General features: G+C 61.1%; 22 protein-coding genes. All 22 read right to left on the bottom strand.

From position 1 onward, the window contains the following. Positions 1 to 42 precede the first annotated feature (42 nt). Positions 43 to 315: a 30S ribosomal protein S17 gene (rpsQ, locus tag ACPTTC_RS01590; protein ID WP_006477189.1), complete on the bottom strand. Its 273-nt coding sequence runs from the start codon at positions 313 to 315 to the stop codon at positions 43 to 45. Beyond that, positions 312 to 506, bottom strand: coding sequence for a 50S ribosomal protein L29 (gene rpmC / locus ACPTTC_RS01585; RefSeq protein ID WP_006400652.1), 195 nt, complete (start codon positions 504 to 506; stop codon positions 312 to 314). The genes rpsQ and rpmC overlap by 4 nt, the downstream gene beginning before the upstream one ends. 9 nt (positions 507 to 515) lie before the next feature. After that, entirely contained in the window at positions 516 to 932 is a 417-nt protein-coding gene (gene rplP / locus ACPTTC_RS01580) for a 50S ribosomal protein L16 (RefSeq protein ID WP_006482873.1), read from the bottom strand. 2 nt (positions 933 to 934) lie between these two features. Further along, positions 935 to 1,735, bottom strand: coding sequence for a 30S ribosomal protein S3 (gene rpsC / locus ACPTTC_RS01575; RefSeq protein WP_006482899.1), 801 nt, complete (start codon positions 1,733 to 1,735; stop codon positions 935 to 937). Positions 1,736 to 1,746: 11 nt separating this feature from the next. After that, the gene (gene rplV, locus ACPTTC_RS01570) at positions 1,747 to 2,076 is read right to left on the bottom strand and encodes a 50S ribosomal protein L22 (protein WP_004199272.1); all 330 of its coding nucleotides are present in this window, start codon (positions 2,074 to 2,076) and stop codon (positions 1,747 to 1,749) included. 12 nt (positions 2,077 to 2,088) lie between these two features. Beyond that, on the bottom strand, positions 2,089 to 2,364 hold the full coding sequence (rpsS, locus tag ACPTTC_RS01565) for a 30S ribosomal protein S19 (protein ID WP_004199273.1): 276 nt from the start codon (positions 2,362 to 2,364) through the stop codon (positions 2,089 to 2,091). Between the two features lie 10 nt (positions 2,365 to 2,374). Further along, on the bottom strand, positions 2,375 to 3,202 hold the full coding sequence (gene rplB, locus ACPTTC_RS01560; RefSeq protein WP_006482900.1) for a 50S ribosomal protein L2: 828 nt from the start codon (positions 3,200 to 3,202) through the stop codon (positions 2,375 to 2,377). 2 nt (positions 3,203 to 3,204) lie between these two features. Then, positions 3,205 to 3,519, bottom strand: coding sequence for a 50S ribosomal protein L23 (gene rplW / locus ACPTTC_RS01555; protein WP_004199275.1), 315 nt, complete (start codon positions 3,517 to 3,519; stop codon positions 3,205 to 3,207). Beyond that, complete coding sequence (rplD, locus tag ACPTTC_RS01550; protein ID WP_040143046.1) at positions 3,516 to 4,136, bottom strand: 50S ribosomal protein L4; 621 nt, start codon at positions 4,134 to 4,136, stop codon at positions 3,516 to 3,518. The genes rplW and rplD overlap by 4 nt, the downstream gene beginning before the upstream one ends. Continuing rightward, on the bottom strand, positions 4,136 to 4,786 hold the full coding sequence (gene rplC / locus ACPTTC_RS01545) for a 50S ribosomal protein L3 (protein WP_006482922.1): 651 nt from the start codon (positions 4,784 to 4,786) through the stop codon (positions 4,136 to 4,138). Before rplC ends, rplD begins: the two co-directional genes overlap by 1 nt. A 177-nt stretch (positions 4,787 to 4,963) precedes the next feature. Then, positions 4,964 to 5,275, bottom strand: a complete 312-nt coding sequence (gene rpsJ, locus ACPTTC_RS01540) for a 30S ribosomal protein S10 (RefSeq protein ID WP_004199280.1) — start codon at positions 5,273 to 5,275, stop codon at positions 4,964 to 4,966. A 287-nt stretch (positions 5,276 to 5,562) separates the two neighbouring features. Beyond that, on the bottom strand, positions 5,563 to 6,753 hold the full coding sequence (tuf, locus tag ACPTTC_RS01535) for an elongation factor Tu (protein ID WP_011882996.1): 1,191 nt from the start codon (positions 6,751 to 6,753) through the stop codon (positions 5,563 to 5,565). A 42-nt stretch (positions 6,754 to 6,795) separates the two neighbouring features. Then, the gene (gene fusA / locus ACPTTC_RS01530) at positions 6,796 to 8,898 is read right to left on the bottom strand and encodes an elongation factor G (RefSeq protein WP_175958417.1); all 2,103 of its coding nucleotides are present in this window, start codon (positions 8,896 to 8,898) and stop codon (positions 6,796 to 6,798) included. 123 nt (positions 8,899 to 9,021) lie between these two features. Continuing rightward, complete coding sequence (rpsG, locus tag ACPTTC_RS01525) at positions 9,022 to 9,492, bottom strand: 30S ribosomal protein S7 (protein WP_006477195.1); 471 nt, start codon at positions 9,490 to 9,492, stop codon at positions 9,022 to 9,024. A gap of 172 nt (positions 9,493 to 9,664) precedes the next feature. Then, complete coding sequence (rpsL, locus tag ACPTTC_RS01520; RefSeq protein ID WP_006400662.1) at positions 9,665 to 10,045, bottom strand: 30S ribosomal protein S12; 381 nt, start codon at positions 10,043 to 10,045, stop codon at positions 9,665 to 9,667. Between the two features lie 227 nt (positions 10,046 to 10,272). Beyond that, complete coding sequence (recQ, locus tag ACPTTC_RS01515) at positions 10,273 to 12,120, bottom strand: DNA helicase RecQ (protein ID WP_175958418.1); 1,848 nt, start codon at positions 12,118 to 12,120, stop codon at positions 10,273 to 10,275. Positions 12,121 to 12,420: 300 nt separating this feature from the next. Continuing rightward, positions 12,421 to 16,668, bottom strand: coding sequence for a DNA-directed RNA polymerase subunit beta' (gene rpoC, locus ACPTTC_RS01510; protein ID WP_175972091.1), 4,248 nt, complete (start codon positions 16,666 to 16,668; stop codon positions 12,421 to 12,423). A 21-nt stretch (positions 16,669 to 16,689) separates the two neighbouring features. Continuing rightward, complete coding sequence (gene rpoB, locus ACPTTC_RS01505) at positions 16,690 to 20,796, bottom strand: DNA-directed RNA polymerase subunit beta (RefSeq protein ID WP_089439036.1); 4,107 nt, start codon at positions 20,794 to 20,796, stop codon at positions 16,690 to 16,692. A 377-nt stretch (positions 20,797 to 21,173) separates the two neighbouring features. Further along, a complete protein-coding gene (gene rplL, locus ACPTTC_RS01500) occupies positions 21,174 to 21,548 on the bottom strand; it encodes a 50S ribosomal protein L7/L12 (protein WP_021161757.1) in 375 nt (124 codons plus the stop codon). A 63-nt stretch (positions 21,549 to 21,611) separates the two neighbouring features. Next, complete coding sequence (gene rplJ / locus ACPTTC_RS01495) at positions 21,612 to 22,109, bottom strand: 50S ribosomal protein L10 (RefSeq protein WP_027788582.1); 498 nt, start codon at positions 22,107 to 22,109, stop codon at positions 21,612 to 21,614. A 295-nt stretch (positions 22,110 to 22,404) separates the two neighbouring features. Next, complete coding sequence (gene rplA, locus ACPTTC_RS01490) at positions 22,405 to 23,103, bottom strand: 50S ribosomal protein L1 (RefSeq protein WP_006482906.1); 699 nt, start codon at positions 23,101 to 23,103, stop codon at positions 22,405 to 22,407. Continuing rightward, entirely contained in the window at positions 23,104 to 23,535 is a 432-nt protein-coding gene (gene rplK / locus ACPTTC_RS01485; protein WP_006477201.1) for a 50S ribosomal protein L11, read from the bottom strand. Positions 23,536 to 23,548: the final 13 nt, after the last annotated feature.

Below are 23,548 nucleotides of genomic sequence, written 5' to 3'. Positions count from 1 at the left end.
CTTCGCGGAGAAGTGCTTGTTACTGCCTACTGCTCTGCCCGCTTAGATGACGCGAGCTGCTTCGACGAGGCGCGAAACCGTCCAGGCCTTCGTCTTCGAAACAGGACGCGTTTCCTGGATTTCGACGAGATCGCCTTCGTTGTAGGTGTTCGCTTCATCGTGCGCGTGGTACTTCTTCGAACGCACGACATACTTGCCGTAGATCGGGTGCTTGACGCGGTGCTCGATCAGCACGGTGACGGTCTTGTCCATCTTGTTGCTGACGACCCGACCGACCAGCGTCCGCTTCAGCGAGGTTTTCACGCTATCGTTCATTTCTGGTTCGCCTTCTGAGTCATGACGGTCCGCACACGTGCGATGTCGCGACGAACCTTCTTCAGCTGGCTCGTGTTCGTGAGCTGCTGGGTCGCGAGTTGCATGCGCAGGCCGAATTGCGCCTTCAGCAGGTCCGCCAGCTCCTTGTTGAGCGCGGCCTGGTCTTTCTGGAGAAGTTCGGAAGCCTTCATATTTTCTCCTTAGGCGCCGAGCTGGCGCACGATGAACGCCGTCTTCAGCGGCAGCTTGGCTGCAGCCAGACGGAACGCTTCGCGTGCCAGTTCTTCGGTTACGCCGTCCATTTCATAGAGCATCTTGCCCGGCTGGATCTCGGCGACGTAGTACTCCGGGTTACCCTTACCGTTACCCATACGCACTTCGGCCGGCTTCTGCGAAATCGGCTTGTCCGGGAAGATCCGGATCCAGATGCGGCCGCCACGCTTGATGTGACGCGTCATGGCACGACGCGCCGCTTCAATCTGGCGTGCGGTCAAACGACCGCGACCGATCGCCTTCAGGCCGAATTCACCGAACGACACTGCGTTGCCGCGCGTCGCCTTGCCAGTGTTACGACCCTTCTGCTCTTTACGATACTTTCTGCGTTTCGGTTGCAGCATCGTTATTCTCCAGTCTTGCCGTCTTCGGGCTTGCCGGCGCCGCGGCGCGGTGCGCCACGACGAGCACCCGGAGCGCCGCCTTCGCCGTCACGGCGCGGACGACGGTCGCCCGGACGCGCATTGCGACGCGGACGCTTGTCTTCGGCTACTTCTTCCACCACCGGTGCGTCGTTGCGGCCGAGCGTATCGCCCTTGTAGACCCACACCTTGACGCCGATGATCCCGTAAGTCGTCTTCGCTTCCGAAGTCGCGTAGTCGATATCGGCACGCAGCGTGTGAAGCGGCACGCGACCTTCGCGATACCACTCCGTACGAGCGATTTCGATACCGTTCAGACGGCCCGCGCTCATGATCTTGATGCCCTGGGCACCCAGACGCATCGCGTTCTGCATCGCACGCTTCATCGCGCGACGGAACATGATCCGGCGCTCGAGCTGTTGCGTGATCGAGTCAGCGATCAGCTGAGCATCGGTTTCCGGCTTGCGGATTTCTTCGATGTTGACGTGAACCGGAACGCCCATGCGGCGTTGCAGTTCCGTCTTCAGCTGCTCGATATCCTCGCCCTTCTTGCCGATGACCACACCCGGACGCGAGCTGTAAATCGTAATGCGCGCGTTCTTCGCCGGACGCTCGATGACGACCCGACCGACCGAAGCGTTCTTCAGCTTCTTCTTCAGGTATTCACGAACACCGATGTCTTCCTGCAGCATCGCCGCGAAATTGTTGTTGTTCGCGTACCAACGCGAAGCCCAATTGCGGCTGACAGCCAGGCGGAAGCCAGTCGGATGAATTTTCTGTCCCATCGTATGGCTCCTTAATTCCCGACCGTCACAGTGATGTGACAGGATTGCTTCTCGATGCGGTTACCGCGGCCCTTGGCGCGCGCGGTGAAACGCTTGAGCGATGCAGCCTTGTCGACGTAGATGCTCTTGATCTTGAGCTCGTCGATATCGGCGCCTTCGTTGTGCTCCGCATTCGCGATTGCCGACAGCACAACCTTCTTCACGATGCCAGCCGCCTTCTTCGGCGAGAACGTCAGAACGTTCAGCGCCTTGTCGACCGGCAAACCGCGGATCTGGTCAGCCACAAGGCGCGTTTTTTGCGCCGAGATGCGGGCACCGCGATGAATTGCTTTCACTTCCATCTTGATTGCCCCTTATTTCTTGGCCTTCTTGTCGGCTGCGTGACCCTTGAACGTACGGGTCAGTGCGAACTCGCCAAGCTTGTGGCCGACCATGTTTTCCGAGATGTACACCGGAACGTGTTGACGGCCGTTGTGAACAGCGATCGTCAGGCCGATGAAATCCGGCAGAATCGTCGAGCGACGCGACCAGGTCTTGATCGGCTTTTTGTCGCGCGAAGCTGCAGCCGCCTCAACTTTCTTCAGCAAATGGGCGTCGCAGAACGGACCTTTTTTAACAGAACGTGCCATTGCCTACTCCTTAACGCTTGTGACGGCGCTGGACGATCATCGTCGTCGTGCGCTTGTTGCTACGGGTGCGATAACCCTTAGCCGGAGTACCCCACGGGCTAACCGGATCGCGACCTGCAGCCGTCTTGCCCTCACCACCACCGTGCGGGTGATCAACCGGGTTCATCGCAACGCCACGCACCGTCGGGCGGATACCGCGCCAGCGGTTCGCGCCAGCCTTGCCGATCTGGCGCAGGCTATGCTCTTCGTTGCCGACTTCACCGATCGTTGCACGGCACTCGATGTGCACGCGGCGGATTTCGCCCGAACGCAGACGAACCTGCGCGTAGACGCCTTCACGTGCGAGCAGCATGGCCGACGTACCAGCCGAACGCGCCATTTGCGCGCCCTTGCCCGGCAGCATCTCGATGCAGTGGATCGTCGTACCGACCGGAATGTTGCGGATCGGCAGCGTGTTGCCTGCACGGATCGGCGCTTCCGAACCCGACATCAGCTGTTGGCCGACGGTCAGGCCCTTCGGGGCGATGATGTAGCGACGTTCGCCGTCTGCGTAGAGCACCAGCGCGATGTTCGCGCTACGGTTCGGGTCGTACTCGAGACGCTCGACCTTTGCCGGAATGCCATCCTTCGTGCGACGGAAATCGACGATACGGTAGTGCTGCTTGTGACCACCACCCTTATGACGCGTGGTGATACGGCCGTTGTTGTTACGGCCGGCGGTCGAGCTCTGCGAGTCGAGCAGCGCCGCGAACGGCTTGCCCTGGTGCAGGTTCTTGTTGACCACCTTGACCATCGCGCGGCGACCCGGCGATGTCGGCTTAACTTTCACGATTGCCATGATTACTTGGCCTCCGCTTCAAAGTTGATTTCCTGGCCGGGCTTCAGGCAAACGTACGCCTTCTTCACGTCCTTGCGGCGGCCCATCGAACGGCCAAAGCGCTTTTGCTTGCCCTTCTGAACCAGCACGTTGACGGAATCAACTTCGACCTTGAACAGCAGCTCGACAGCCGCCTTCACTTCCTGCTTCGTGGCATCCGGTGCGACTTCGAACACGACTTGCTCGTTCTTGTCGGCAACCAGCGTCGCCTTTTCCGAGATCACCGGTGCGAGCAGGACCTGCATCAAACGATGATCGTTCTTGCGAATCTCGCTCATGACAGCAACTCCTCGATCTGGGCGACCGCAGCCTTCGTGACCAGCACTTTCTTGAAGTAGATCAGCGAGAGCGGGTCAGCGTAGCGCGGCTCGACAATTGCCACGTGCGGCAGGTTGCGCGATGCCAGGTACAGGTTTTCGTCAACCGTGTCGGTGATGATCAGCACGGAGTCGAGACCCATGGTCTTGAATTTGTCGGCCAGCAGCTTGGTCTTCGGCGCTTCGAGGACGATATCCTCGACGACCGACAGACGGCCTTCACGGGCCAGCTGCGAGAAGATCGAGCAGAGACCTGCGCGATGCATCTTCTTGTTGACCTTGTGCGAGAAGTTTTCTTCCGGCGAATTCGGGAAGATACGACCGCCGCCACGCCACAGCGGGCTCGACGACATACCGGCACGAGCGCGGCCCGTACCCTTCTGGCGCCACGGCTTCTTGGTCGTGTGCTTGACTTGCTCACGGTCCTTCTGTGCGCGGTTACCCTGGCGAGCATTCGCCTGGTAAGCGACGACGACCTGGTGGATCAGCGCTTCGTTGTAGTCACGACCGAACACGACGTCCGATGCGTTGACCACTGCACCTTCCTGACCATTTTCGTTCAGGAGCTTGAGTTCCATTATTTCGCCCCCTTGGTCTTGACGGCCGGCGTGACAAAAACCTTGCCGCCCTTCGCGCCCGGAATCGCACCCTTCACGAGCAGCAGCTTGCGCTCTGCGTCGATACGAGCGATTTCGAGGTTCTGCACCGTCACCGTCACGTCACCCATGTGACCCGTCATGCGTTTACCCGGGAAAACGCGACCCGGATCCTGCGCCATACCGATCGAGCCCGGCACGTTGTGCGAGCGCGAGTTACCGTGCGTGGCACGGCCGGAGGAGAAGTTGTAACGCTTGATCGTACCGGCGTAGCCCTTACCGATCGACACGCCTTGCACGTCGACCTTCTGGCCTACTTCGAAAAGATCAGCACCGACCACGGCGCCATTCGACAGCTCAGCTGCCTTGGCCGCGTCAATGCGGAATTCCTTGAGGATTTCACCGGCTTCGACACCGGCTTTGGCGAGATGACCTGCCAGCGGCTTCGTCACGCGCGAGGCACGACGGGAGCCGAATGCAACCTGCACGGCCGTGTAGCCGTCGGTTTCAACAGTCTTGATCTGCGTCACGCGGTTGTCCGACACGTCCAGCACGGTGACGGGAATCGAATCCCCTTCCGCCGTGAAGATACGGGTCATGCCAACCTTGCGACCTACGAGTCCAAGGCTCATCATTTTCTCCATTCCCGACTGCGATTGGTCGGGGCTGATTTACAAAATGCCGGGCACGCAAGGCCCAACTTTTTTACGCGAATACGCGAAAAGCCAAGCATTATAGCTCGACCCCGCGTTTTCTGCAAGCAATCAAAGACTTAGCGCCGCCAGGCAAGCCGATCGGCGCTGGAAGCCTTACTGCAGCTTGATTTCCACGTCGACGCCAGCCGGCAGATCGAGCTTCATCAGCGCGTCAACCGTCTTGTCGGTCGGATCGACGATGTCCATCAGGCGCTGGTGGGTGCGGATTTCGAGCTGATCGCGCGACGTCTTGTTGACGTGCGGCGAACGCAGGATGTCAAAACGCTGAATGCGCGTCGGCAGCGGCACCGGGCCACGGACGATTGCGCCAGTCCGCTTCGCGGTATCGACGATCTCGGCAGCCGATTGATCGATCAGACGATAGTCGAATGCCTTCAGGCGAATGCGGATTTTCTGTTGCTGCATGACGATTCCTTGGAAAGAGCGAGGCGATGTTGCATCGCCGGACACTAAAAGAACGTGAAACATGACGCCTGCGGGGAGCGAGACATCAGGTTCCGGAAAGTACTTCCACTGCTAAGTCCGCGATTCTACACGAAATTCTGGAGCGATGGTGCGAGTTTCTCACCCCTCGCTTTCTCGCCACGGAAAAACAAAACCGGGTGCCAGCGCAAGCTGGACACCCGGTTTCGACGGTACAGACCGCATACCGCGGAATCGCGGATCCCGCCGGGATCCGCGGATCGTCGAAATTACTCGATGATCTTGGCGACGACGCCGGCGCCGACCGTACGGCCGCCTTCGCGGATTGCGAAGCGCAGACCTTCTTCCATCGCGATCGGAGCAATCAGCTTCACCGTGATCGACACGTTGTCGCCCGGCATCACCATTTCCTTGTCCTTCGGCAGCTCGATCGAGCCCGTCACGTCCGTCGTACGGAAGTAGAACTGCGGACGGTAGTTGTTGAAGAACGGCGTGTGACGGCCGCCTTCGTCCTTGCTCAGCACGTACACTTCAGCCGTGAAGTGCGTGTGCGGCGTGATCGAACCCGGCTTCGCCAGAACCTGGCCACGCTCCACGTCTTCACGCTTCGTGCCGCGCAGCAGGATACCAACGTTGTCGCCTGCTTGACCTTGGTCCAGCAGCTTGCGGAACATTTCAACGCCCGTGCAGGTCGTCTTCACCGTCGGCTTGATACCGACGATTTCGATTTCTTCGCCGACCTTCACGATGCCGCGCTCGACACGACCCGTCACAACCGTACCACGGCCCGAGATCGAGAACACGTCTTCCACCGGCATCAGGAACGCGCCGTCAACTGCACGCTCCGGCGTCGGGATGTACGTGTCCAGCGCGTCGGCCAGGTTCATGATCGCCACTTCGCCCAGCTCGCCCGTGTCGCCTTCCAGCGCCAGCTTGGCCGAACCCTTCACGATCGGCGTGTCGTCGCCCGGGAAGTCGTACTTCGACAGGAGTTCGCGAACTTCCATCTCGACCAGCTCGAGCAGTTCAGCGTCGTCCACCATGTCGCACTTGTTCAGGAACACGATGATGTACGGAACGCCAACCTGACGCGCCAGCAGGATGTGCTCACGCGTTTGCGGCATCGGGCCGTCTGCTGCCGAGCAAACCAGGATCGCGCCGTCCATCTGCGCTGCGCCCGTGATCATGTTCTTCACATAGTCAGCGTGGCCCGGGCAGTCGACGTGTGCGTAGTGGCGGTTAGCCGTTTCGTACTCGACGTGTGCCGTGTTGATCGTGATGCCGCGCGCCTTTTCTTCCGGTGCCGCGTCGATCTGGTCGTATGCCTTCGCTTCGCCGCCGAACTTCTTCGTCAGAACCGTCGTGATCGCTGCCGTCAGCGTCGTCTTGCCGTGGTCAACGTGACCAATCGTACCAACGTTCACGTGCGGCTTGGTCCGCTCAAACTTTTCTTTTGCCATGATTCTCTTCTTTCAAAAAATAATCAGTTGGTAGCTTCAGATTTACTTCGACTTCGCGCTGATGATCGCGTCGGCAACGTTGCGCGGAGCTTCAGCGTAGTGCTTGAACTCCATCGTGTACGTTGCACGACCTTGCGTCAGCGAACGCAGCGACGTCGAATAACCGAACATTTCCGACAGCGGCACTTCGGCGCGCACGATCTTGCCGCCGCCAACCATGTCTTCCATGCCCTGGACGATACCGCGACGGCCCGACAGGTCGCCCATCACGTTGCCCATGTAGTCTTCCGGCGTCTCGACTTCGACAGCCATCATCGGCTCGAGCACGACCGGGTTCGCCTTGCGCATCGCTTCCTTGAACGCCATCGAACCGGCCATGCGGAACGCGTTTTCGTTCGAGTCGACGTCGTGGTACGAACCGAACGTCAGGTGAACCTTCACGTCGACGACCGGGAAGCCTGCGAGCACGCCCGACTTCAGCGTGTCCTGGATACCCTTGTCGACCGCCGGGATGTATTCACGCGGAATCACACCACCCTTGATCTCGTCGAAGAACTCGTAGCCCTTGCCCTGTTCGTTCGGCTCGAGCGTGATGACCGCGTGACCGTACTGGCCGCGACCACCCGACTGCTTGACGAACTTGCCGTCGACGTCCTTCGCCGTCGAACGGATCGTTTCGCGGTATGCAACCTGCGGCTTGCCGACGGTTGCTTCCACGCCGAATTCACGCTTCATCCGATCGACCAGAATTTCGAGGTGGAGCTCGCCCATGCCCGAAATGATGGTCTGGCCCGACTCTTCGTCGGTCTGCACGCGGAACGACGGATCTTCCTGCGCCAGGCGGTTGAGCGCGAGGCCCATCTTTTCCTGGTCAGCCTTGGTCTTCGGCTCGACAGCCTGCGAGATCACCGGCTCCGGGAACACCATGCGCTCGAGAATGATCGGGTTCGCCGGATCGCACAGCGTGTCGCCCGTGGTCGCTTCCTTCAGGCCGACCGCAGCAGCGATGTCGCCTGCGCGAACTTCCTTGATTTCTTCGCGCTGGTTCGCGTGCATCTGCAGAATACGACCCAGACGTTCCTTCTTGTCCTTCGTCGAGTTCAGCAGCGTGTCGCCCGAATTCACGACGCCCGAGTACACGCGGAAGAAGATCAGCTGGCCGACGAACGGGTCGGTCATGATCTTGAATGCGAGTGCCGAGAACTTCTCGTCGTCCGCTGCACGGCGCTCTGCCGATTCGCCGTTTTCGAGTTCGCCCTTGACCGGCGGGATGTCGACCGGCGACGGCAGGAAATCGATCACGGCGTCGAGCATACGCTGCACGCCCTTGTTCTTGAACGCGGTACCGCACAGCATCGGCTGGATTTCGCACGCGATCGTACGGTCACGCAGCGCCTTGACGATGTCGGCTTCCGGCAGATCGCCTTCTTCCAGGTACTTGTTCATCAGGTCTTCGTTGGCTTCAGCAGCCGCCTCGACCATCTTCTCGCGCCACTCCTGGCAGGTCTCCGCGAGCTCGGCCGGGATGTCGACGTAGTCGAACTTCGTGCCTTGCGACGCTTCGTCCCAAATGATCGCCTTCATCTTGATCAGATCGACGACGCCCTTGAAGTTTTCTTCCGAGCCGATCGGCACCACGACCGGAACCGGGTTCGCCTTCAGGCGCAGACGGAGCTGGTCGTAGACCTTGAAGAAGTTCGCGCCGGTACGGTCCATCTTGTTGACGAACGCGAGACGCGGCACCTTGTACTTGTTTGCCTGGCGCCACACCGTTTCCGACTGCGGCTGCACGCCGCCCACTGCGCAGTACACCATGCACGCGCCGTCGAGCACGCGCATCGAGCGCTCGACTTCAATCGTGAAGTCGACGTGGCCCGGGGTGTCGATGATGTTGATGCGGTGTTCCGGATAGTTGCCGCCCATGCCCTTCCAGAAGGCGGTGGTAGCAGCGGACGTGATCGTGATGCCACGCTCCTGTTCCTGCTCCATCCAGTCCATCGTGGCTGCGCCGTCGTGGACTTCACCGATCTTGTGGTTCACACCGGTGTAAAACAGAATGCGCTCGGTCGTCGTCGTTTTGCCGGCGTCGATGTGAGCGCTAATACCGATATTGCGGTAGCGCTCGATAGGAGTCTTGCGAGCCACTTTGATCCTCTACTGGGATGACACGATGCAGCCCTGCTGCATCATGCTTCAACACAAACGGGCGAGGCGCCTGAAAAGCGCACCCGCCCGGAATTTATTTCCGCTAAAAGCCCAGCCAGGCGCTTAGAAACGGAAATGCGAGAACGCGCGGTTGGCTTCTGCCATGCGGTGAACTTCGTCGCGCTTCTTCATCGCGCCGCCACGGCCTTCGGCCGCTTCGGAGAGCTCACCTGCCAGGCGCAGGGCCATCGACTTCTCGCTACGCTTCTTCGCAGCCTCACGCAACCAGCGCATCGCCAATGCCATACGACGCGACGGGCGCACTTCGACCGGAACTTGATAGTTGGCACCACCAACGCGACGGCTCTTCACTTCGACCACCGGCTTGACGTTGTTGAGCGCAACCGTGAACACTTCCAGCGGGTCCTTGCCACCCTTGGTCTGGATCTGTTCGAATGCGCCATAAACGATGCGCTCTGCGACCGACTTCTTGCCGGACAGCATCAGCATGTTCATGAACTTGGCTACATCAACGTTGCCGAACTTCGGATCCGGCAACACTTCCCGCTTGGGGACTTCGCGACGACGCGGCATGATTCTTCCTTTACTTGTTCAGTTGGAGCTGGTTCCAGCTCCGCGGCCACCAACAAACCCGATCACATCTTCACGACTAACCAGCTTGGCCGGGTGACCACTTACTCGACAGCACCGGCAATCCGGCACTCCCGCCTTGACCGCCCTGCGGCGATCCCTGATCAAAAACTGCTTACTTGGCAGCCTTTGCACGCTTCGCGCCGTACTTCGAGCGCGCTTGCTTACGGTCCTTGACGCCCTGGGTATCCAGCGAGCCGCGAACCATGTGGTAACGCACACCCGGCAAGTCCTTCACACGGCCGCCGCGGATCAGCACAACCGAGTGTTCCTGCAGGTTGTGGCCTTCACCGCCGATGTACGAAATCACTTCGAAGCCGTTCGTCAGACGAACCTTGGCGACCTTACGGAGTGCCGAGTTCGGCTTCTTCGGCGTCGTCGTGTACACACGGGTGCACACGCCGCGACGCTGGGGGCAGTCCTGCAGGGCCGGGCTCTTGCTCTTCGTCGTTTCCGACTGACGGCCTTTGCGAACCAGTTGGTTGATGGTTGGCATTGTTTATTCCTGAAATTGAACAAAATCTGCGCATCGATTTCGGGCAAAGCGAGAATCGGCGCACAGTTGACTTCCGAACCGGCGAAACGGGTGCGAACCTTGGAACGCGACTCGGCCCACCGAATACCGGAACCCAGCATCATATTCCGGAAATACCAACTAAGTCAACGGGTTGCGTGATTCGCTGGCCGGACGCGTGGTTTACCGGAAGGGTCGGAACGCCTGTGTCAGGCCGACTCGACGACGTCGATGATCTCGTCGCCGAAGCGCTCCAGCTTGCGCACGCCCATGCCGGGGATATGGCGCAGGTCGTCGATCGTCTCCGGCGCGTTGCGTGCGATCTCGGCGAGCGTCGCGTCGTGGAAGATCACGTAGGCCGGCACGCCGTCCGTTTTAGCCGTCTCCGCACGCCACGCGCGCAACGCATCCCACCGTGCGCGCTCACGCGTGCCCATGCCGGCCGTCGGATCGACGCGCGTGCCGCTGCGGCTCGACGACTGGCGCGTGCGCTGCGGCTTCACGTAGCGGCGCAGCGTGACCTTCTCCTCGTTCTTCAGCACGGGCTTCGCGGCCTCGGTCAGCATGAGCGCGCCGAAGCCGCCATGGTCGACCGCCAGGTAGCCGTACGCGACGAGCTGCCGGAAAATCGCGCGCCACTCGGCTTCCGACAGCGACGCGCCGATCCCGAACGTCGTGAGCTGATCGTGGCCGCGCTGCAACACTTTCTCGGTACGCCCGCCGCGCAGGATCTCGATCAGGTGGCTCGAACCGAAATTGAAGCCGCTCGCACGCTGCGCGCGGAACACGCACGAAAGCGCCATCTGCGCCTCGCGCGTCGCGTCCCACGAATCGGGCGGCTCGAGGCACGTGTCGCAGTTGCCGCACGGCTGGCTCGCCTCGCCGAAGTAGTTCAGCAGCCGCACGCGGCGGCACGAGATCGTCTCGCACAGCCCGAGCAGCGCGTCGAGCTTCGACGTCTGCACGCGCTTGTGCGCATCGTCCGCATCGGATTCGTCGATCATCTTGCGCTGCTGGACGACGTCGCCGAGGCCGTACGCCATCCACGCATTCGCGGGCATCCCGTCGCGGCCCGCGCGGCCCGTTTCCTGGTAGTAGCCTTCGACGCTCTTCGGCAGATCCAGGTGCGCAACGAAGCGCACGTCCGGCTTGTCGATGCCCATGCCGAACGCGATCGTCGCGCACATCACGATGCCTTCCTCGCGCTGGAACATTTCCTGGTGCTTTTGCCGCACCTCGAACTCCATCCCCGCGTGATACGGCAGCGCGCGTACGCCCTGCGCCTTCAGCCACTCGGCCGTCTCTTCCACCTTGCGGCGCGACAGGCAATAGACGACGCCCGCATCGGTCGTGCCGTCGGCATTCGTGTGTTCGGCGCGGATGAAGTCGAGCAGTTGCGAACGCGCGTTGTCCTTTTCGACGATCCGGTAGCGGATGTTCGGGCGATCGAAGCTCGATATGAACACGCGCGCGTCGTCGAGTGCGAGGCGATGGATGATCTCGTCGCGCGTGATCGCGTCGGCCGTGGCGGTCAGCGCAATGCGCGGCACCGACGGAAACCGCTCGTGCAGCACCGACAGCTGGATGTATTCCGGGCGGAAATCGTGCCCCCATTGCGACACGCAGTGCGCTTCGTCGATCGCGAACAGGCCGATCTTCGCGCGCTCGAGCAACTCGAGGAAACGCCCCGTCATCAGCCGTTCGGGCGCGACGTACAGCAGGTCGATCTCGCCTTCGCGCAGCGCGCGCTCGGTCGCCGCAGCCTCGGCGCCCGACAGCGTCGAATTCAGGTAGGCCGCGCGCACGCCGACTTCGCGCAGCGCGGCGACCTGGTCCTGCATCAGCGCGATCAGCGGCGACACGACGATGCCGGCGCCCTGCCCGGCTTCGCGCCGCAGCAGCGCCGGGATCTGGTAGCACAGCGACTTGCCGCCGCCGGTCGGCATCAGCACGAGACAATCGCCGCCGCCGGCGACGTGTTCGACGATCTCGCCCTGCTGGCCGCGAAAAGCGGAATAACCAAAGACTTCGTCGAGGATTTCGAGGGCGCGGGACATGAATGATGAGAACGAGGACGGCAGGACGATGACCGCAAGTTTAACAACCCGCTCGCATGACGCGTGGCGAATCGTGCAATGTTGGCCAATCGGACAGGGTTCGTTCGCGTGCATGCCGGGCCTGCCGCGACGGGACCGCAAGCGATCACGATGTAAAGCGACGTGGCACACCGCTCGCAAGCAGCCGGGGCCGGCGATGCGCTGGCGCGTCATGCGCGCGAACGACGGATAAAAAAAACCGCCCGGCAAAACCGGGCGGTTTCGATGACAGCGAGGCGGGGCGGCTCGCGCCGCCCGCGCTTACTCGGCTGCCGGGTGCTGTTGCGGCTCTTCCGCGGCAGGCGCGCTCGGCGTGCCGAAGTCGAATGCCTCTTCCGCTGCGATCTGGTCGAAACGCTCGCGATCCGACGATTCCTTCGCCTTGCGTGCCTTGTGGAACGCGAGACCCGTACCGGCCGGAATCAGACGGCCGACGATCACGTTTTCCTTCAGGCCACGCAGATCGTCGCGCTTGCCCATGATCGCCGCTTCGGTCAGCACGCGGGTCGTTTCCTGGAACGATGCCGCGGAGATGAACGAGTCGGTCGACAGCGATGCCTTCGTGATACCCAGCAGCACGTTTTCGTACGTAGCCGGACGCTTGTCCTCGGCGATCATGCGATCGTTCTCGTCCAGCATGTCGGAACGCTCGACCTGTTCACCCGGGATGAAGCGCGTATCACCGTTGTCGGTGATCTGCACACGACGCAGCATCTGGCGAACGATCACCTCGATGTGCTTGTCGTTGATCTTCACGCCCTGCAGACGATACACGTCCTGCACTTCGTCAACGATGTAGCGCGACAGCGCCTCGATACCCTGCAGACGCAGGATGTCGTGCGGATCGGCCGGACCGTCCACGATCATTTCGCCCTTGTTGACGACCTGAGCATCGTGAACCAGAACCTGCTTTTCCTTCGCGATCAGGAACTCGTGCTGGTTGCCCTCGAGGTCCGTGATGACGAGACGCTGCTTGCCCTTCGTGTCCTTGCCGAACGACGTCGTACCGGTGACTTCCGCGAGAATGCCGGCATCCTTCGGCGAACGCGCTTCGAACAGTTCCGCCACCCGCGGCAGACCGCCGGTAATGTCACGCGTCTTCTGCGCTTCCGTCGGGATACGTGCGAGCACTTCACCGACCTGCACCTGCTGGCCATCCTTCACGGTGATCAGTGCGCCGACCTGGAAGCCGATCTGCACTGCGTGCTCCGTGCCCGGAATCTTCACTTCCTCGCCGTTCGCGTCGAGCAGCTTGACCTGCGGACGCACGCTCTTCGAAGCTTGCGAGCCACGACGCTTCACGTCGATCACGACCAGCGTCGACAGGCCGGTCACGTCGTCGATCTGCTTCGCGACGGTCACGCCTTCCTCGACGTTCTCGAACTTCACCGTACCACCGTACTCGGTGATGATCGGACGCGTCAGCGGATCCCACGTGGCGAGCTGCGTGCCTGCCTTGATCGTCGCGCCGTCGAGCTGCAGCAGCGTCGCGCCGTACGGCACTTTGTGACGCTCGCGCTCGCGACCGAAATCGTCGGTGATCATCGCTTCGCCCGAACGGGAAATGACGATCTGCTCGCCCTTCGCGTTCGTCACGTAGCGCATCGTCGCCGTGAAGCGCACGATACCGTTGCTCTTCGCTTCGACCGACGAAGCCACTGCCGCACGCGATGCCGCACCACCGATGTGGAACGTACGCATCGTCAGCTGCGTGCCCGGTTCACCGATCGACTGCGCCGCGATCACGCCGACTGCTTCGCCGACGTTCACGAGCGAGCCGCGGCCGAGGTCACGGCCGTAGCAGGCTGCGCACAGGCCGTAACGCGTTTCGCAGGTCAGCGGCGTGCGCACGCGCACTTCGTCGATGCCGAGGCGCTCGATTTCCTCGACCGCCGTTTCGTCGAGCAGCGTGCCCGATTCGTACACCGTTTCCTGCGTTTCCGGATTCACGACGTCCGCCACCGCAACGCGGCCGAGGATTCGGTCACGAAGCGCTTCGACGACTTCACCGCCTTCGACGAGTGCCTTCATCGCCACGCCGTTCGACGTGCCGCAATCGTCTTCCACCACGACCAGATCCTGCGTGACGTCGACGAGACGACGCGTCAGGTAACCCGAGTTCGCGGTCTTCAGTGCCGTATCAGCCAGACCCTTACGTGCACCGTGGGTCGAGATGAAGTACTGCAACACGTTCAGACCTTCGCGGAAGTTCGCGGTAATCGGCGTCTCGATAATCGAGCCGTCCGGCTTCGCCATCAGGCCACGCATACCGGCCAGCTGACGAATCTGAACCGCCGAACCCCGGGCGCCCGAGTCGGCCATCATGTAGATCGAGTTGAACGATTCCTGGCGCGTCTCGTTGCCGTCGCGGTCCGTCACCGGCTCCGTCGACAGCTGCTCCATCATCGCCTTGCCGACCGCTTCCGACGTTGCCGACCAGATGTCGACCACGTTGTTGTAGCGTTCCTGCGCGGTGACGAGACCCGACATGTACTGACGGTCGTACTCCTTCACCTTCTTCGCGGCGTCGCCGACGATCGTTTCCTTCTGCGGCGGCACGAGCATGTCGTCGACGCAGATGGAGATGCCGGCACGCGTCGCGAGACGGAAACCCGACTGCATCAGCTGGTCGGCAAACACCACCGTCGCGCGCAGACCGCACTTGCGGAACGCCGTGTTGATCAGGCGCGAGATTTCCTTCTTCTTCAGCGGCTTGTTCAGCACCGAGAACGGCAGGCCGTGCGGCAGGATCTCCGACAGGATCGCGCGACCGACGGTCGTCGCGTACAGCGTGATCTTCGGCACGAACGGCGGTGCGCCTTCCGACTTGTCCTCGTTGTGGACCATTTCGGTGATCCGCACGTTGACGCGCGACGCGAGCTCGACTTCCTTGTTCTCGTACGCACGGATCACTTCCGACACGCCCGTGAACGACAGGCCTTCGCCCTTGGCGTTGACCGCTTCGCGGGTCGCGTAGTACAGACCCAGCACGATATCCTGGGACGGCACGATCGACGGATCGCCGTTGGCCGGGAACAGCACGTTGTTCGACGCCAGCATCAGCGTACGCGCTTCCATCTGCGCTTCCAGCGACAGCGGCACGTGAACGGCCATCTGGTCACCGTCGAAGTCGGCGTTGAACGCCGCGCAGACGAGCGGGTGCAGCTGAATTGCCTTGCCTTCGATCAGCACCGGCTCGAACGCCTGGATACCGAGACGGTGCAGCGTCGGCGCACGGTTCAGCATCACCGGGTGCTCGCGGATCACCTCTTCGAGGATGTCCCACACCACCGGCGTCTGGTTCTCGACTTCCTTCTTCGCAGCCTTGATGGTCGTCGCGACGCCCATCACTTCCAGCTTGTTGAAGATGAACGGCTTGAACAGCTCGAGCGCCATCAGCTTCGGCAGACCGCACTGGTGCAGCTTCAGCGTCGGGCCGACCACGATGACCGAACGGCCCGAGTAGTCGACGCGCTTGCCCAGCAAGTTCTGACGGAAACGACCGCCCTTGCCCTTGATCATGTCGGCGAGCGACTTCAGCGGACGCTTGTTCGCGCCCGTCATCGCCTTGCCGCGACGACCGTTGTCGAGCAGCGAGTCGACGGCTTCCTGCAGCATCCGCTTTTCGTTGCGGACGATGATTTCAGGCGCCTTCAGCTCGAGCAGACGCTTCAACCGGTTGTTACGGTTGATCACGCGGCGATACAGGTCGTTCAGGTCCGACGTCGCGAAACGGCCGCCGTCCAGCGGCACGAGCGGACGCAGTTCCGGCGGCAGCACCGGCAGCACTTCGAGGATCATCCACTCGGGCTTGATGCCCGAGCGCTGGAATGCCTCGAGGACCTTCAGGCGCTTCGCGTACTTCTTGATCTTCGCTTCCGAGCCGGTGTTCTTCAGCTCGGTGCGCAGCGTCTCGACCTGCTCGTCGATGTTGATCGCGCGCAGCAGTTCACGCACGCCTTCCGCGCCCATCTCGGCACGGAATTCGTCGCCGTATTCCTCGACCTTGTTGTAGTAATCCTCTTCGGTCATGATCTGCCGCGCCTTCAGCGGCGTCATGCCCGGTTCGATCACCACGTAGGCTTCGAAATACAGCACGCGTTCGATGTCGCGCAGCGTCATGTCGAGCACCATGCCCAGACGCGACGGCAGCGACTTCAGGAACCAGATGTGCGCGACCGGCGAGGCCAGCTCGATGTGGCCCATCCGCTCACGACGCACCTTCGCCAGCGTCACTTCGACGCCGCACTTCTCGCAGATCACGCCGCGGTGCTTCAGACGCTTGTACTTGCCGCACAGGCACTCGTAGTCCTTGATCGGCCCGAAGATCTTCGCGCAGAAGAGACCATCGCGTTCCGGCTTGAACGTACGGTAGTTGATGGTCTCCGGCTTCTTCACTTCGCCGAACGACCACGAACGGATCTTGTCAGGCGACGCCAGACCGATCTTGATCGCGTCGAAAACTTCTTCCTGTTGGACTTGCTTGAATAGATCGAGCAGAGCTTTCATTGCTTTCTCTCCGTAGTCCGATTAATTGCGGTCGAGATCGATATCGATACCGAGCGAGCGGATTTCCTTCACGAGCACGTTGAAGGATTCCGGCATGCCTGCATCGATCACGTGATCGCCCTTGACGAGGTTTTCGTACACCTTCGTCCGGCCGGTCACGTCGTCCGACTTCACCGTCAGCATTTCCTGCAGCACATAGGACGCGCCGTACGCTTCGAGTGCCCACACTTCCATTTCACCGAAACGCTGGCCACCGAACTGCGCCTTACCACCCAGCGGCTGCTGCGTGACGAGCGAGTACGGGCCGGTCGAACGCGCGTGCATCTTGTCGTCGACCAAGTGGTGCAGCTTCAGGTAGTGCATGTAGCCAAGCGTCACGCGACGTTCGAACATTTCACCCGTGCGGCCGTCGTACAGACGGACCTGGTTCTTCGACGGATTCATGCCGAGCTGTTCAGCGATGTCGTCCGGGAACGCGAGGTCGAGCATCTTGCCCATTTCTTCCTCGGTCGCACCGTCGAACACCGGCGTGGCGAACGGCACGCCTTCGCGCAGGTTCTTCGCGAGTTCGAGGATCTCTTCGTCGGTGAAGCTTTCCAGGTCTTCCTTGCGGCCCGAGTCGTTGTAGATCTTCGTCAGGAACACACGCAGTTCCTCGATCTTCGCCTGACGCTGCAGCATTTCGCCGATACGCCAGCCGAGGCCCTTCGCGGCCCAGCCGAGATGCACTTCCAGAACCTGACCCACGTTCATCCGCGACGGAACGCCCAGCGGGTTCAGCACGACGTCTGCCGGACGGCCATCGGCCATGTACGGCATGTCTTCGATCGGGACGATCTTCGACACGACACCCTTGTTACCGTGACGGCCTGCCATCTTGTCGCCAGGCTGCAGGCGACGCTTGACCGCGAGGTACACCTTGACCATCTTCAGCACGCCCGGCGGCAGTTCGTCGCCTTGCGTGAGCTTCTTGCGCTTCTCTTCGAACGCGAGGTCGAACTGGTGACGCTTTTCTTCGATCGAGTTCTTGATCGCTTCGAGCTGCGCCGCTGCTTCGTCGTCCGCGAGGCGGATGTCGAACCAGTGGTAGTGGTCGAGGTCTTCCAGGTAAGCCTGGTCGATCTTCGTGCCCTTCGCGAGCTTCTTCGGACCGCCGTTCGCGACCTTGCCCACGAGCATGCGTGCGAGACGCTGGAACGCGTCGCCTTCCACGATGCGGAGCTGGTCGTTCAGGTCGAGACGGTAGCGCTTCAGTTCGTCGTCGATGATCTGTTGCGCACGCTTGTCGCGCTGGATGCCTTCGCGCGTGAACACCTGAACGTCGATCACGGTACCGCTCATGCCCGACGGCACGCGCAGCGACGTATCCTTCACGTCCGAAGCCTTCTCGCCGAAGATCGCACGCAGCAGCTTCTCTTCCGGCGTCAGCTGGGTCTCGCCCTTCGGCGTGACCTTGCCGACCAGCACGTCGCCTGCTTCGACTTCAGCACCGATGTACACGATGCCCGATTCGTCGAGACGGCCGAGCTGGACTTCCGCCAGGTTCGAGATGTCGCGCGTGATTTCTTCCGGCCCGAGCTTCGTGTCGCGTGCAACGACGTTCAGCTCTTCGATGTGGATCGACGTGTAACGATCGTCGGCCACGACCTTCTCCGAGATCAGGATCGAGTCTTCGAAGTTGTAGCCGTTCCACGGCATGAACGCGATCAGCATGTTCTGGCCGAGCGCGAGCTCGCCCAGATCCGTCGAGGCGCCGTCGGCCAGCACGTCGCCGCGCGAGACCTTGTCGCCCATCTTCACGATCGGACGCTGGTTGATGTTCGTGTTCTGGTTCGAACGCGTGTACTTGATCAGGTTGTAGATGTCGACACCGACTTCACCTGCGACTGCTTCGTCGTCGTTCACACGAATCACGATACGGCCTGCGTCGACATAGTCGACAACGCCGCCGCGGAACGCCTGAACCGTCGTACCCGAGTCGACCGCGCAGGTGCGCTCGATGCCCGTACCGACGACCGGCTTTTCCGGACGCAGACACGGCACGGCCTGGCGCTGCATGTTCGAACCCATCAGTGCACGGTTCGCGTCATCGTGCTCAAGGAACGGAATCAGCGAAGCTGCCACCGAGACGATCTGCGACGGCGCGACGTCCATGTACTGGATACGGTCCGGCGTGACCATCATCGTTTCGCCGGCTTCACGCGACGACACGAGTTCGTCGATCAGCTGGCCGTTCTCGTCGATCGCGGCGTTCGCCTGAGCGATCATGTAGCGGCCTTCTTCGATCGCCGACAGGTAATCGATCTGATCGGTCACCTTGCTGTCCACGACCTTGCGGTACGGCGTCTCGAGGAAGCCGTACTCGTTCAGGTGCGCATACAGTGCGAGCGAGTTGATCAGACCGATGTTCGGACCTTCCGGCGTTTCGATCGGGCACACGCGGCCATAGTGGGTCGGGTGCACGTCGCGGACTTCAAAGCCTGCGCGCTCGCGCGTCAGACCGCCCGGGCCCAGTGCGGAAACACGGCGCTTGTGCGTGATTTCCGACAGCGGGTTGGTCTGGTCCATGAACTGCGACAGCTGCGACGAACCGAAGAACTCGCGGATCGCCGACGAAATCGGCTTCGAGTTGATCAGGTCGTGCGGCATCAGGTTTTCGCTCTCGGCCTGGCCGAGGCGTTCCTTGACCGCGCGCTCGACACGCACGAGGCCTGCGCGGAACTGGTTTTCCGCCAGTTCGCCGACGCAACGCACGCGACGGTTGCCGAGGTGGTCGATGTCGTCCACTTCGCCCTTGCCGTTGCGCAGCTCGACGAGGATCTTGATCGTCGCGAGGATGTCGTCGTCCTGCAGCGTCATCGGGCCGGTGATCTCGTCACGGCTGACGCGGCGGTTGAACTTCATACGGCCGACCTTCGACAGGTCGTACGCTTCTTCGCTGTAGAACAGACGGTTGAACAGTGCCTCGACCGCTTCTTCGGTCGGCGGCTCGCCCGGACGCATCATGCGGTAGATCGCGATGCGCGCGGCCGTCTTGTCGGTCGTTTCGTCGACACGGAGCGTCGACGAAATGTACGGGCCCTGGTCCAGGTCGTTCGTGTAGAGCGTCTGGATGTCCTTGATGCCCGCTTCGCGCAGCTTCTCAAGCACGCTTTCCGTGACTTCGTCGTTCGCGCTCGCGATTACTTCGCCGGTGTCGCCGTCGACGACGTTCTTCGCCAGCACGCGGCCGAGCAGATAGTCTTCCGGCACCGAGATGAACTTGGTCTTCGCGGCTTCGAGGTCGCGAATGTGCTTCGCGTTGATCCGCTTGTCCTTCTGGACGATGACCTTGCCGTCACGATCCGTGATGTCGAAACGCGCGACTTCACCACGCAGGCGCTCGGGCACGAACTCGAGTTGCGCGCCTTCGTCCATCAGCGTGAAGTTGTCGAACACGAAGAAGTTCGCGAGGATCTGTTCCGGCGTGAGGCCGATGGCCTTCAGCAGGATCGTGACCGGCATCTTGCGGCGACGGTCGACGCGGAAGTACAGGATGTCCTTCGGATCGAATTCGAAGTCGAGCCACGAGCCGCGGTACGGAATGATCCGCGCCGAGAACAGCAGCTTGCCCGAGCTGTGCGTCTTGCCCTTGTCGTGTTCGAAGAACACGCCCGGCGAACGGTGCAGCTGCGAGACGATGACACGCTCGGTGCCGTTGATGACGAACGAGCCCGTCGGCGTCATGAGCGGAATTTCGCCCATGTACACTTCCTGCTCTTTCACTTCCTTGACGACCGGCTTGTTCGGCGATTCCTTGTCGAGGATGACAAGGCGGACCTTCGCGCGCAGCGCGGAGCAGTACGTCAGGCCACGCTGCTGGCATTCCTTGATGTTGAATGCCGGCGCGGACAACGCATAGCTCACGAACTCGAGACGTGCGAAACCGTTGTGCGAAACAATGGGAAATACCGATGTGAACGCGGCCTGCAAACCTTCAGGCTTGCGTTGCGTGGCCGGCACATCAGCTTGCAGAAACGTGCTGAATGATTCAAGCTGGGTAGCCAGCAAGAAAGGAACTTGGTGAACGATGGGGCGCTTCGCGAAACTCTTGCGAATGCGCTTCTTCTCGGTGAAGGAATATTGCATACGATCTCCGAATCACGGCGGGTGCTATCGAGGCGGAATACCTGGACGTTTCAAACCCGAGTGTTCACCGACTGAGACCCGATGGCCGTCCGACGGCTTGAACGAGCCGAGAAGCTTGGTGGTTGGCCGCTACCAACCGCTGGCTGACGGCAGCGGATGCCTGTGTTGCCCGCTACCCGACCAAACTTGCCTTCTGCAGTCGCTTCAGAAGACAAAGAGAACCGCCATTCGTGATCAATGACAACGATCAGGCGGTTTTCTTTGGCTTCTGGGGCCGATTATTCGGGCTCCCGAATGAGTGCCAGAATAACGTCCCCACAAAGCACAAAAAGGCCGGCGGTGAAAATACCGCCAGCCTTCGCACAGCGCGCCGAAACTTACTTGACTTCGACCTTCGCGCCTGCTTCTTCCAGCTTCTTCTTGGCTTCTTCAGCAGCAGCCTTGTCGACGCCTTCCTTGACAGCCTTCGGTGCGCCGTCAACGACGTCCTTCGCTTCCTTCAGGCCCAGGCCCGTCAGTTCGCGAACTGCCTTGATGACTGCAACCTTGTTGCTGCCTGCTTCAGCCAGAACGACCGTGAATTCGGTCTTCTCTTCTGCAGCAGCAGCAGCGCCGCCGCCTGCCGGGCCAGCGACTGCCACTGCAGCTGCCGACACGCCAAACTTCTCTTCGAATGCCTTGACCAGTTCGTTCAGTTCCAGAACGGTCATCCCTTCGACTGCTGCCAGGATGTCTTCTTTTGCGATTGCCATTTGAAATACTCCTAAATTGAATTCGGATACAGCCAGCGATCAATGACGCTGATGCACGTTCGATTACGCAGCTTCCGCTTGCTTCTTCTCGGCCAGCGCGGCCAGAGCGCGCGCGAAGCCCGAAACAGGCGATTGCATAACGAACAGCAGCTTCGAGAGCAGTTCTTCGCGGCTCGGGATGCTTGCCAGCGCTTGCACGCCAGCCTTGTCCATCACCTTGCCATCGAACGAACCAGCCTTGATGACCAACTTGTCATTGCTCTTGCTGAAGTCGTTGACGACCTTAGCAGCAGCAATTGCATCTTCCGAGATGCCGTAGATCAACGGGCCAGTCATCTGCTCTGCCAGCGGAGCAAACGGCGTACCTTCAACGGCGCGACGCGCCAGCGTGTTCTTCAACACGCGCAGGTAAACCTGTTGCTCACGCGCTTGCGCGCGCAGCTTGGTCAGATCGCCAACCGCAATTCCACGATACTCAGCCAGCACAACGGTCTGGGCCTTCGCGACTTGCGCGGAAACCTCAGCGACGACGGCTTGCTTGTCTTCTCTATTAAGCGGCACGGTTAGCCTCCAGAAACGATACGTTCGGCACGAAACCTCACGTACCTCGTTCAACAACGGCGTCCGACCTCGTTAGGAGTATTTCCACCTCACGCCGGGAATCGCTTCACGGCCTGCGGCTTCACCACTGCAAAACTTTTTCGGGTTCGCCATCTGCGTTGGCTTGAATTAAGGGATCACCTGACTGCTGCGCCCCACCAACGGTCTTTGATAACCGGTTGCCCGCCCTGCTGCACGAACAACCGCCCAAAGCCCATGAGGGCCACTTCGCGAACGAAGCGGCCCGAATACTTGCTTACTGTGCTGCCAGCGTAGCCTGGTCGACACGCACGCCGACGCCCATCGTGCTCGACAGTGCGATCTTGCGCAGGTAGACGCCCTTGCTCGTTGCCGGCTTTGCCTTCTGCAGCGCTTCGATCAGCGCCGACAGGTTCGAACGCAGTGCGGTCGGCTCGAACGATGCACGGCCGATGGTCGCGTGGATGATACCGGCCTTGTCGACACGGAATTGCACCTGACCAGCCTTCGCGTTCTTGACGGCAGTTGCGACGTCCGGCGTGACCGTACCGACCTTCGGGTTCGGCATCAGGCCGCGCGGGCCGAGGATCTGACCGAGCGTACCGACGATACGCATCGTGTCCGGCGAAGCGATCACGATGTCGAAGTCCATCTGGCCAGCCTTGATCTGCTCTGCCAGGTCTTCCATACCGACGATTTCGGCGCCTGCTGCACGCGCTTGCTCAGCCTTCTCGCCTTGCGCGAACACGGCAACGCGAACCGACTTGCCCGTGCCTGCCGGCAGAACGACCGAACCACGAACGACCTGGTCCGACTTCTTCGCATCGATGCCGAGCTGGACTGCGACGTCGATCGACTCGTCGAACTTCGCGCTTGCGCATTCCTTCACGAGGCTCAGTGCGTCTTCGATCGCGTACAGCTTCTGACGATCAACCTTGGCAGCAAATGCCTGACGGCGCTTGGAGATCTTAGCCATTTACACGCCCTCCACAGTGATGCCCATCGAGCGTGCGCTACCAGCGATGGTGCGAACGGCTGCGTCCAGATCAGCTGCCGTAAGGTCCGGCATCTTGGTCTTCGCGATTTCTTCAGCTTGAGCGCGCGTGATCGAACCGACCTTGTCGGTATGCGGCTTGCTCGAGCCCTTGTCCACCTTCGCCGCCTTCTTGATCAGGACGGTCGCCGGCGGCGTCTTCATCACGAACGTGAAGCTCTTGTCAGCAAATGCCGTAATGACCACCGGCACCGGCAGACCCGGCTCCATGCCTTGAGTCTGCGCGTTGAACGCCTTGCAGAACTCCATGATGTTCAGGCCGCGCTGGCCCAGTGCCGGACCGACCGGCGGCGACGGGTTGGCTTTACCTGCAGGGATCTGCAGCTTGATAAAGCCGATAATCTTCTTTGCCATTTGTGAACCTCAT

The organism is Burkholderia mycopellens, from assembly GCF_964265025.1.
Taxonomy (GTDB): Bacteria; Pseudomonadota; Gammaproteobacteria; order Burkholderiales; family Burkholderiaceae; genus Burkholderia.
The sequence above is the reverse complement of the archived record's forward strand: the minus strand, read 5'-3'. Positions and strand labels throughout refer to the sequence as shown.

Coding starts and splice junctions, on each gene's coding strand:
- tuf (WP_011882996.1), bottom strand. CDS start 6,753: ATGGCAAAAGAAAAGTTTGAGCGGACCAAGCCGCACGTGAACGTTGGT.
- rplD (WP_040143046.1), bottom strand. CDS start 4,136: ATGGAACTCAAGCTCCTGAACGAAAATGGTCAGGAAGGTGCAGTGGTC.
- rplV (WP_004199272.1), bottom strand. CDS start 2,076: ATGGAAGTGAAAGCAATTCATCGCGGTGCCCGCATCTCGGCGCAAAAA.
- rplK (WP_006477201.1), bottom strand. CDS start 23,535: ATGGCAAAGAAGATTATCGGCTTTATCAAGCTGCAGATCCCTGCAGGT.
- rpsC (WP_006482899.1), bottom strand. CDS start 1,735: ATGGGACAGAAAATTCATCCGACTGGCTTCCGCCTGGCTGTCAGCCGC.
- rpsJ (WP_004199280.1), bottom strand. CDS start 5,275: ATGCAGCAACAGAAAATCCGCATTCGCCTGAAGGCATTCGACTATCGT.
- rplL (WP_021161757.1), bottom strand. CDS start 21,548: ATGGCAATCGCAAAAGAAGACATCCTGGCAGCAGTCGAAGGGATGACC.
- rpoC (WP_175972091.1), bottom strand. CDS start 16,668: ATGAAAGCTCTGCTCGATCTATTCAAGCAAGTCCAACAGGAAGAAGTT.
- rpsS (WP_004199273.1), bottom strand. CDS start 2,364: ATGGCACGTTCTGTTAAAAAAGGTCCGTTCTGCGACGCCCATTTGCTG.
- rpsL (WP_006400662.1), bottom strand. CDS start 10,045: ATGCCAACCATCAACCAACTGGTTCGCAAAGGCCGTCAGTCGGAAACG.
- rpmC (WP_006400652.1), bottom strand. CDS start 506: ATGAAGGCTTCCGAACTTCTCCAGAAAGACCAGGCCGCGCTCAACAAG.
- rpsQ (WP_006477189.1), bottom strand. CDS start 315: ATGAACGATAGCGTGAAAACCTCGCTGAAGCGGACGCTGGTCGGTCGG.
- rplP (WP_006482873.1), bottom strand. CDS start 932: ATGCTGCAACCGAAACGCAGAAAGTATCGTAAAGAGCAGAAGGGTCGT.
- recQ (WP_175958418.1), bottom strand. CDS start 12,120: ATGTCCCGCGCCCTCGAAATCCTCGACGAAGTCTTTGGTTATTCCGCT.
- rpoB (WP_089439036.1), bottom strand. CDS start 20,796: ATGCAATATTCCTTCACCGAGAAGAAGCGCATTCGCAAGAGTTTCGCG.
- rplW (WP_004199275.1), bottom strand. CDS start 3,519: ATGAGCGAGATTCGCAAGAACGATCATCGTTTGATGCAGGTCCTGCTC.
- rplC (WP_006482922.1), bottom strand. CDS start 4,786: ATGAGCCTTGGACTCGTAGGTCGCAAGGTTGGCATGACCCGTATCTTC.
- rplA (WP_006482906.1), bottom strand. CDS start 23,103: ATGGCTAAGATCTCCAAGCGCCGTCAGGCATTTGCTGCCAAGGTTGAT.
- rplB (WP_006482900.1), bottom strand. CDS start 3,202: ATGGCAATCGTGAAAGTTAAGCCGACATCGCCGGGTCGCCGCGCGATG.
- rpsG (WP_006477195.1), bottom strand. CDS start 9,492: ATGCCGCGTCGTCGCGAAGTCCCCAAGCGGGAAGTGTTGCCGGATCCG.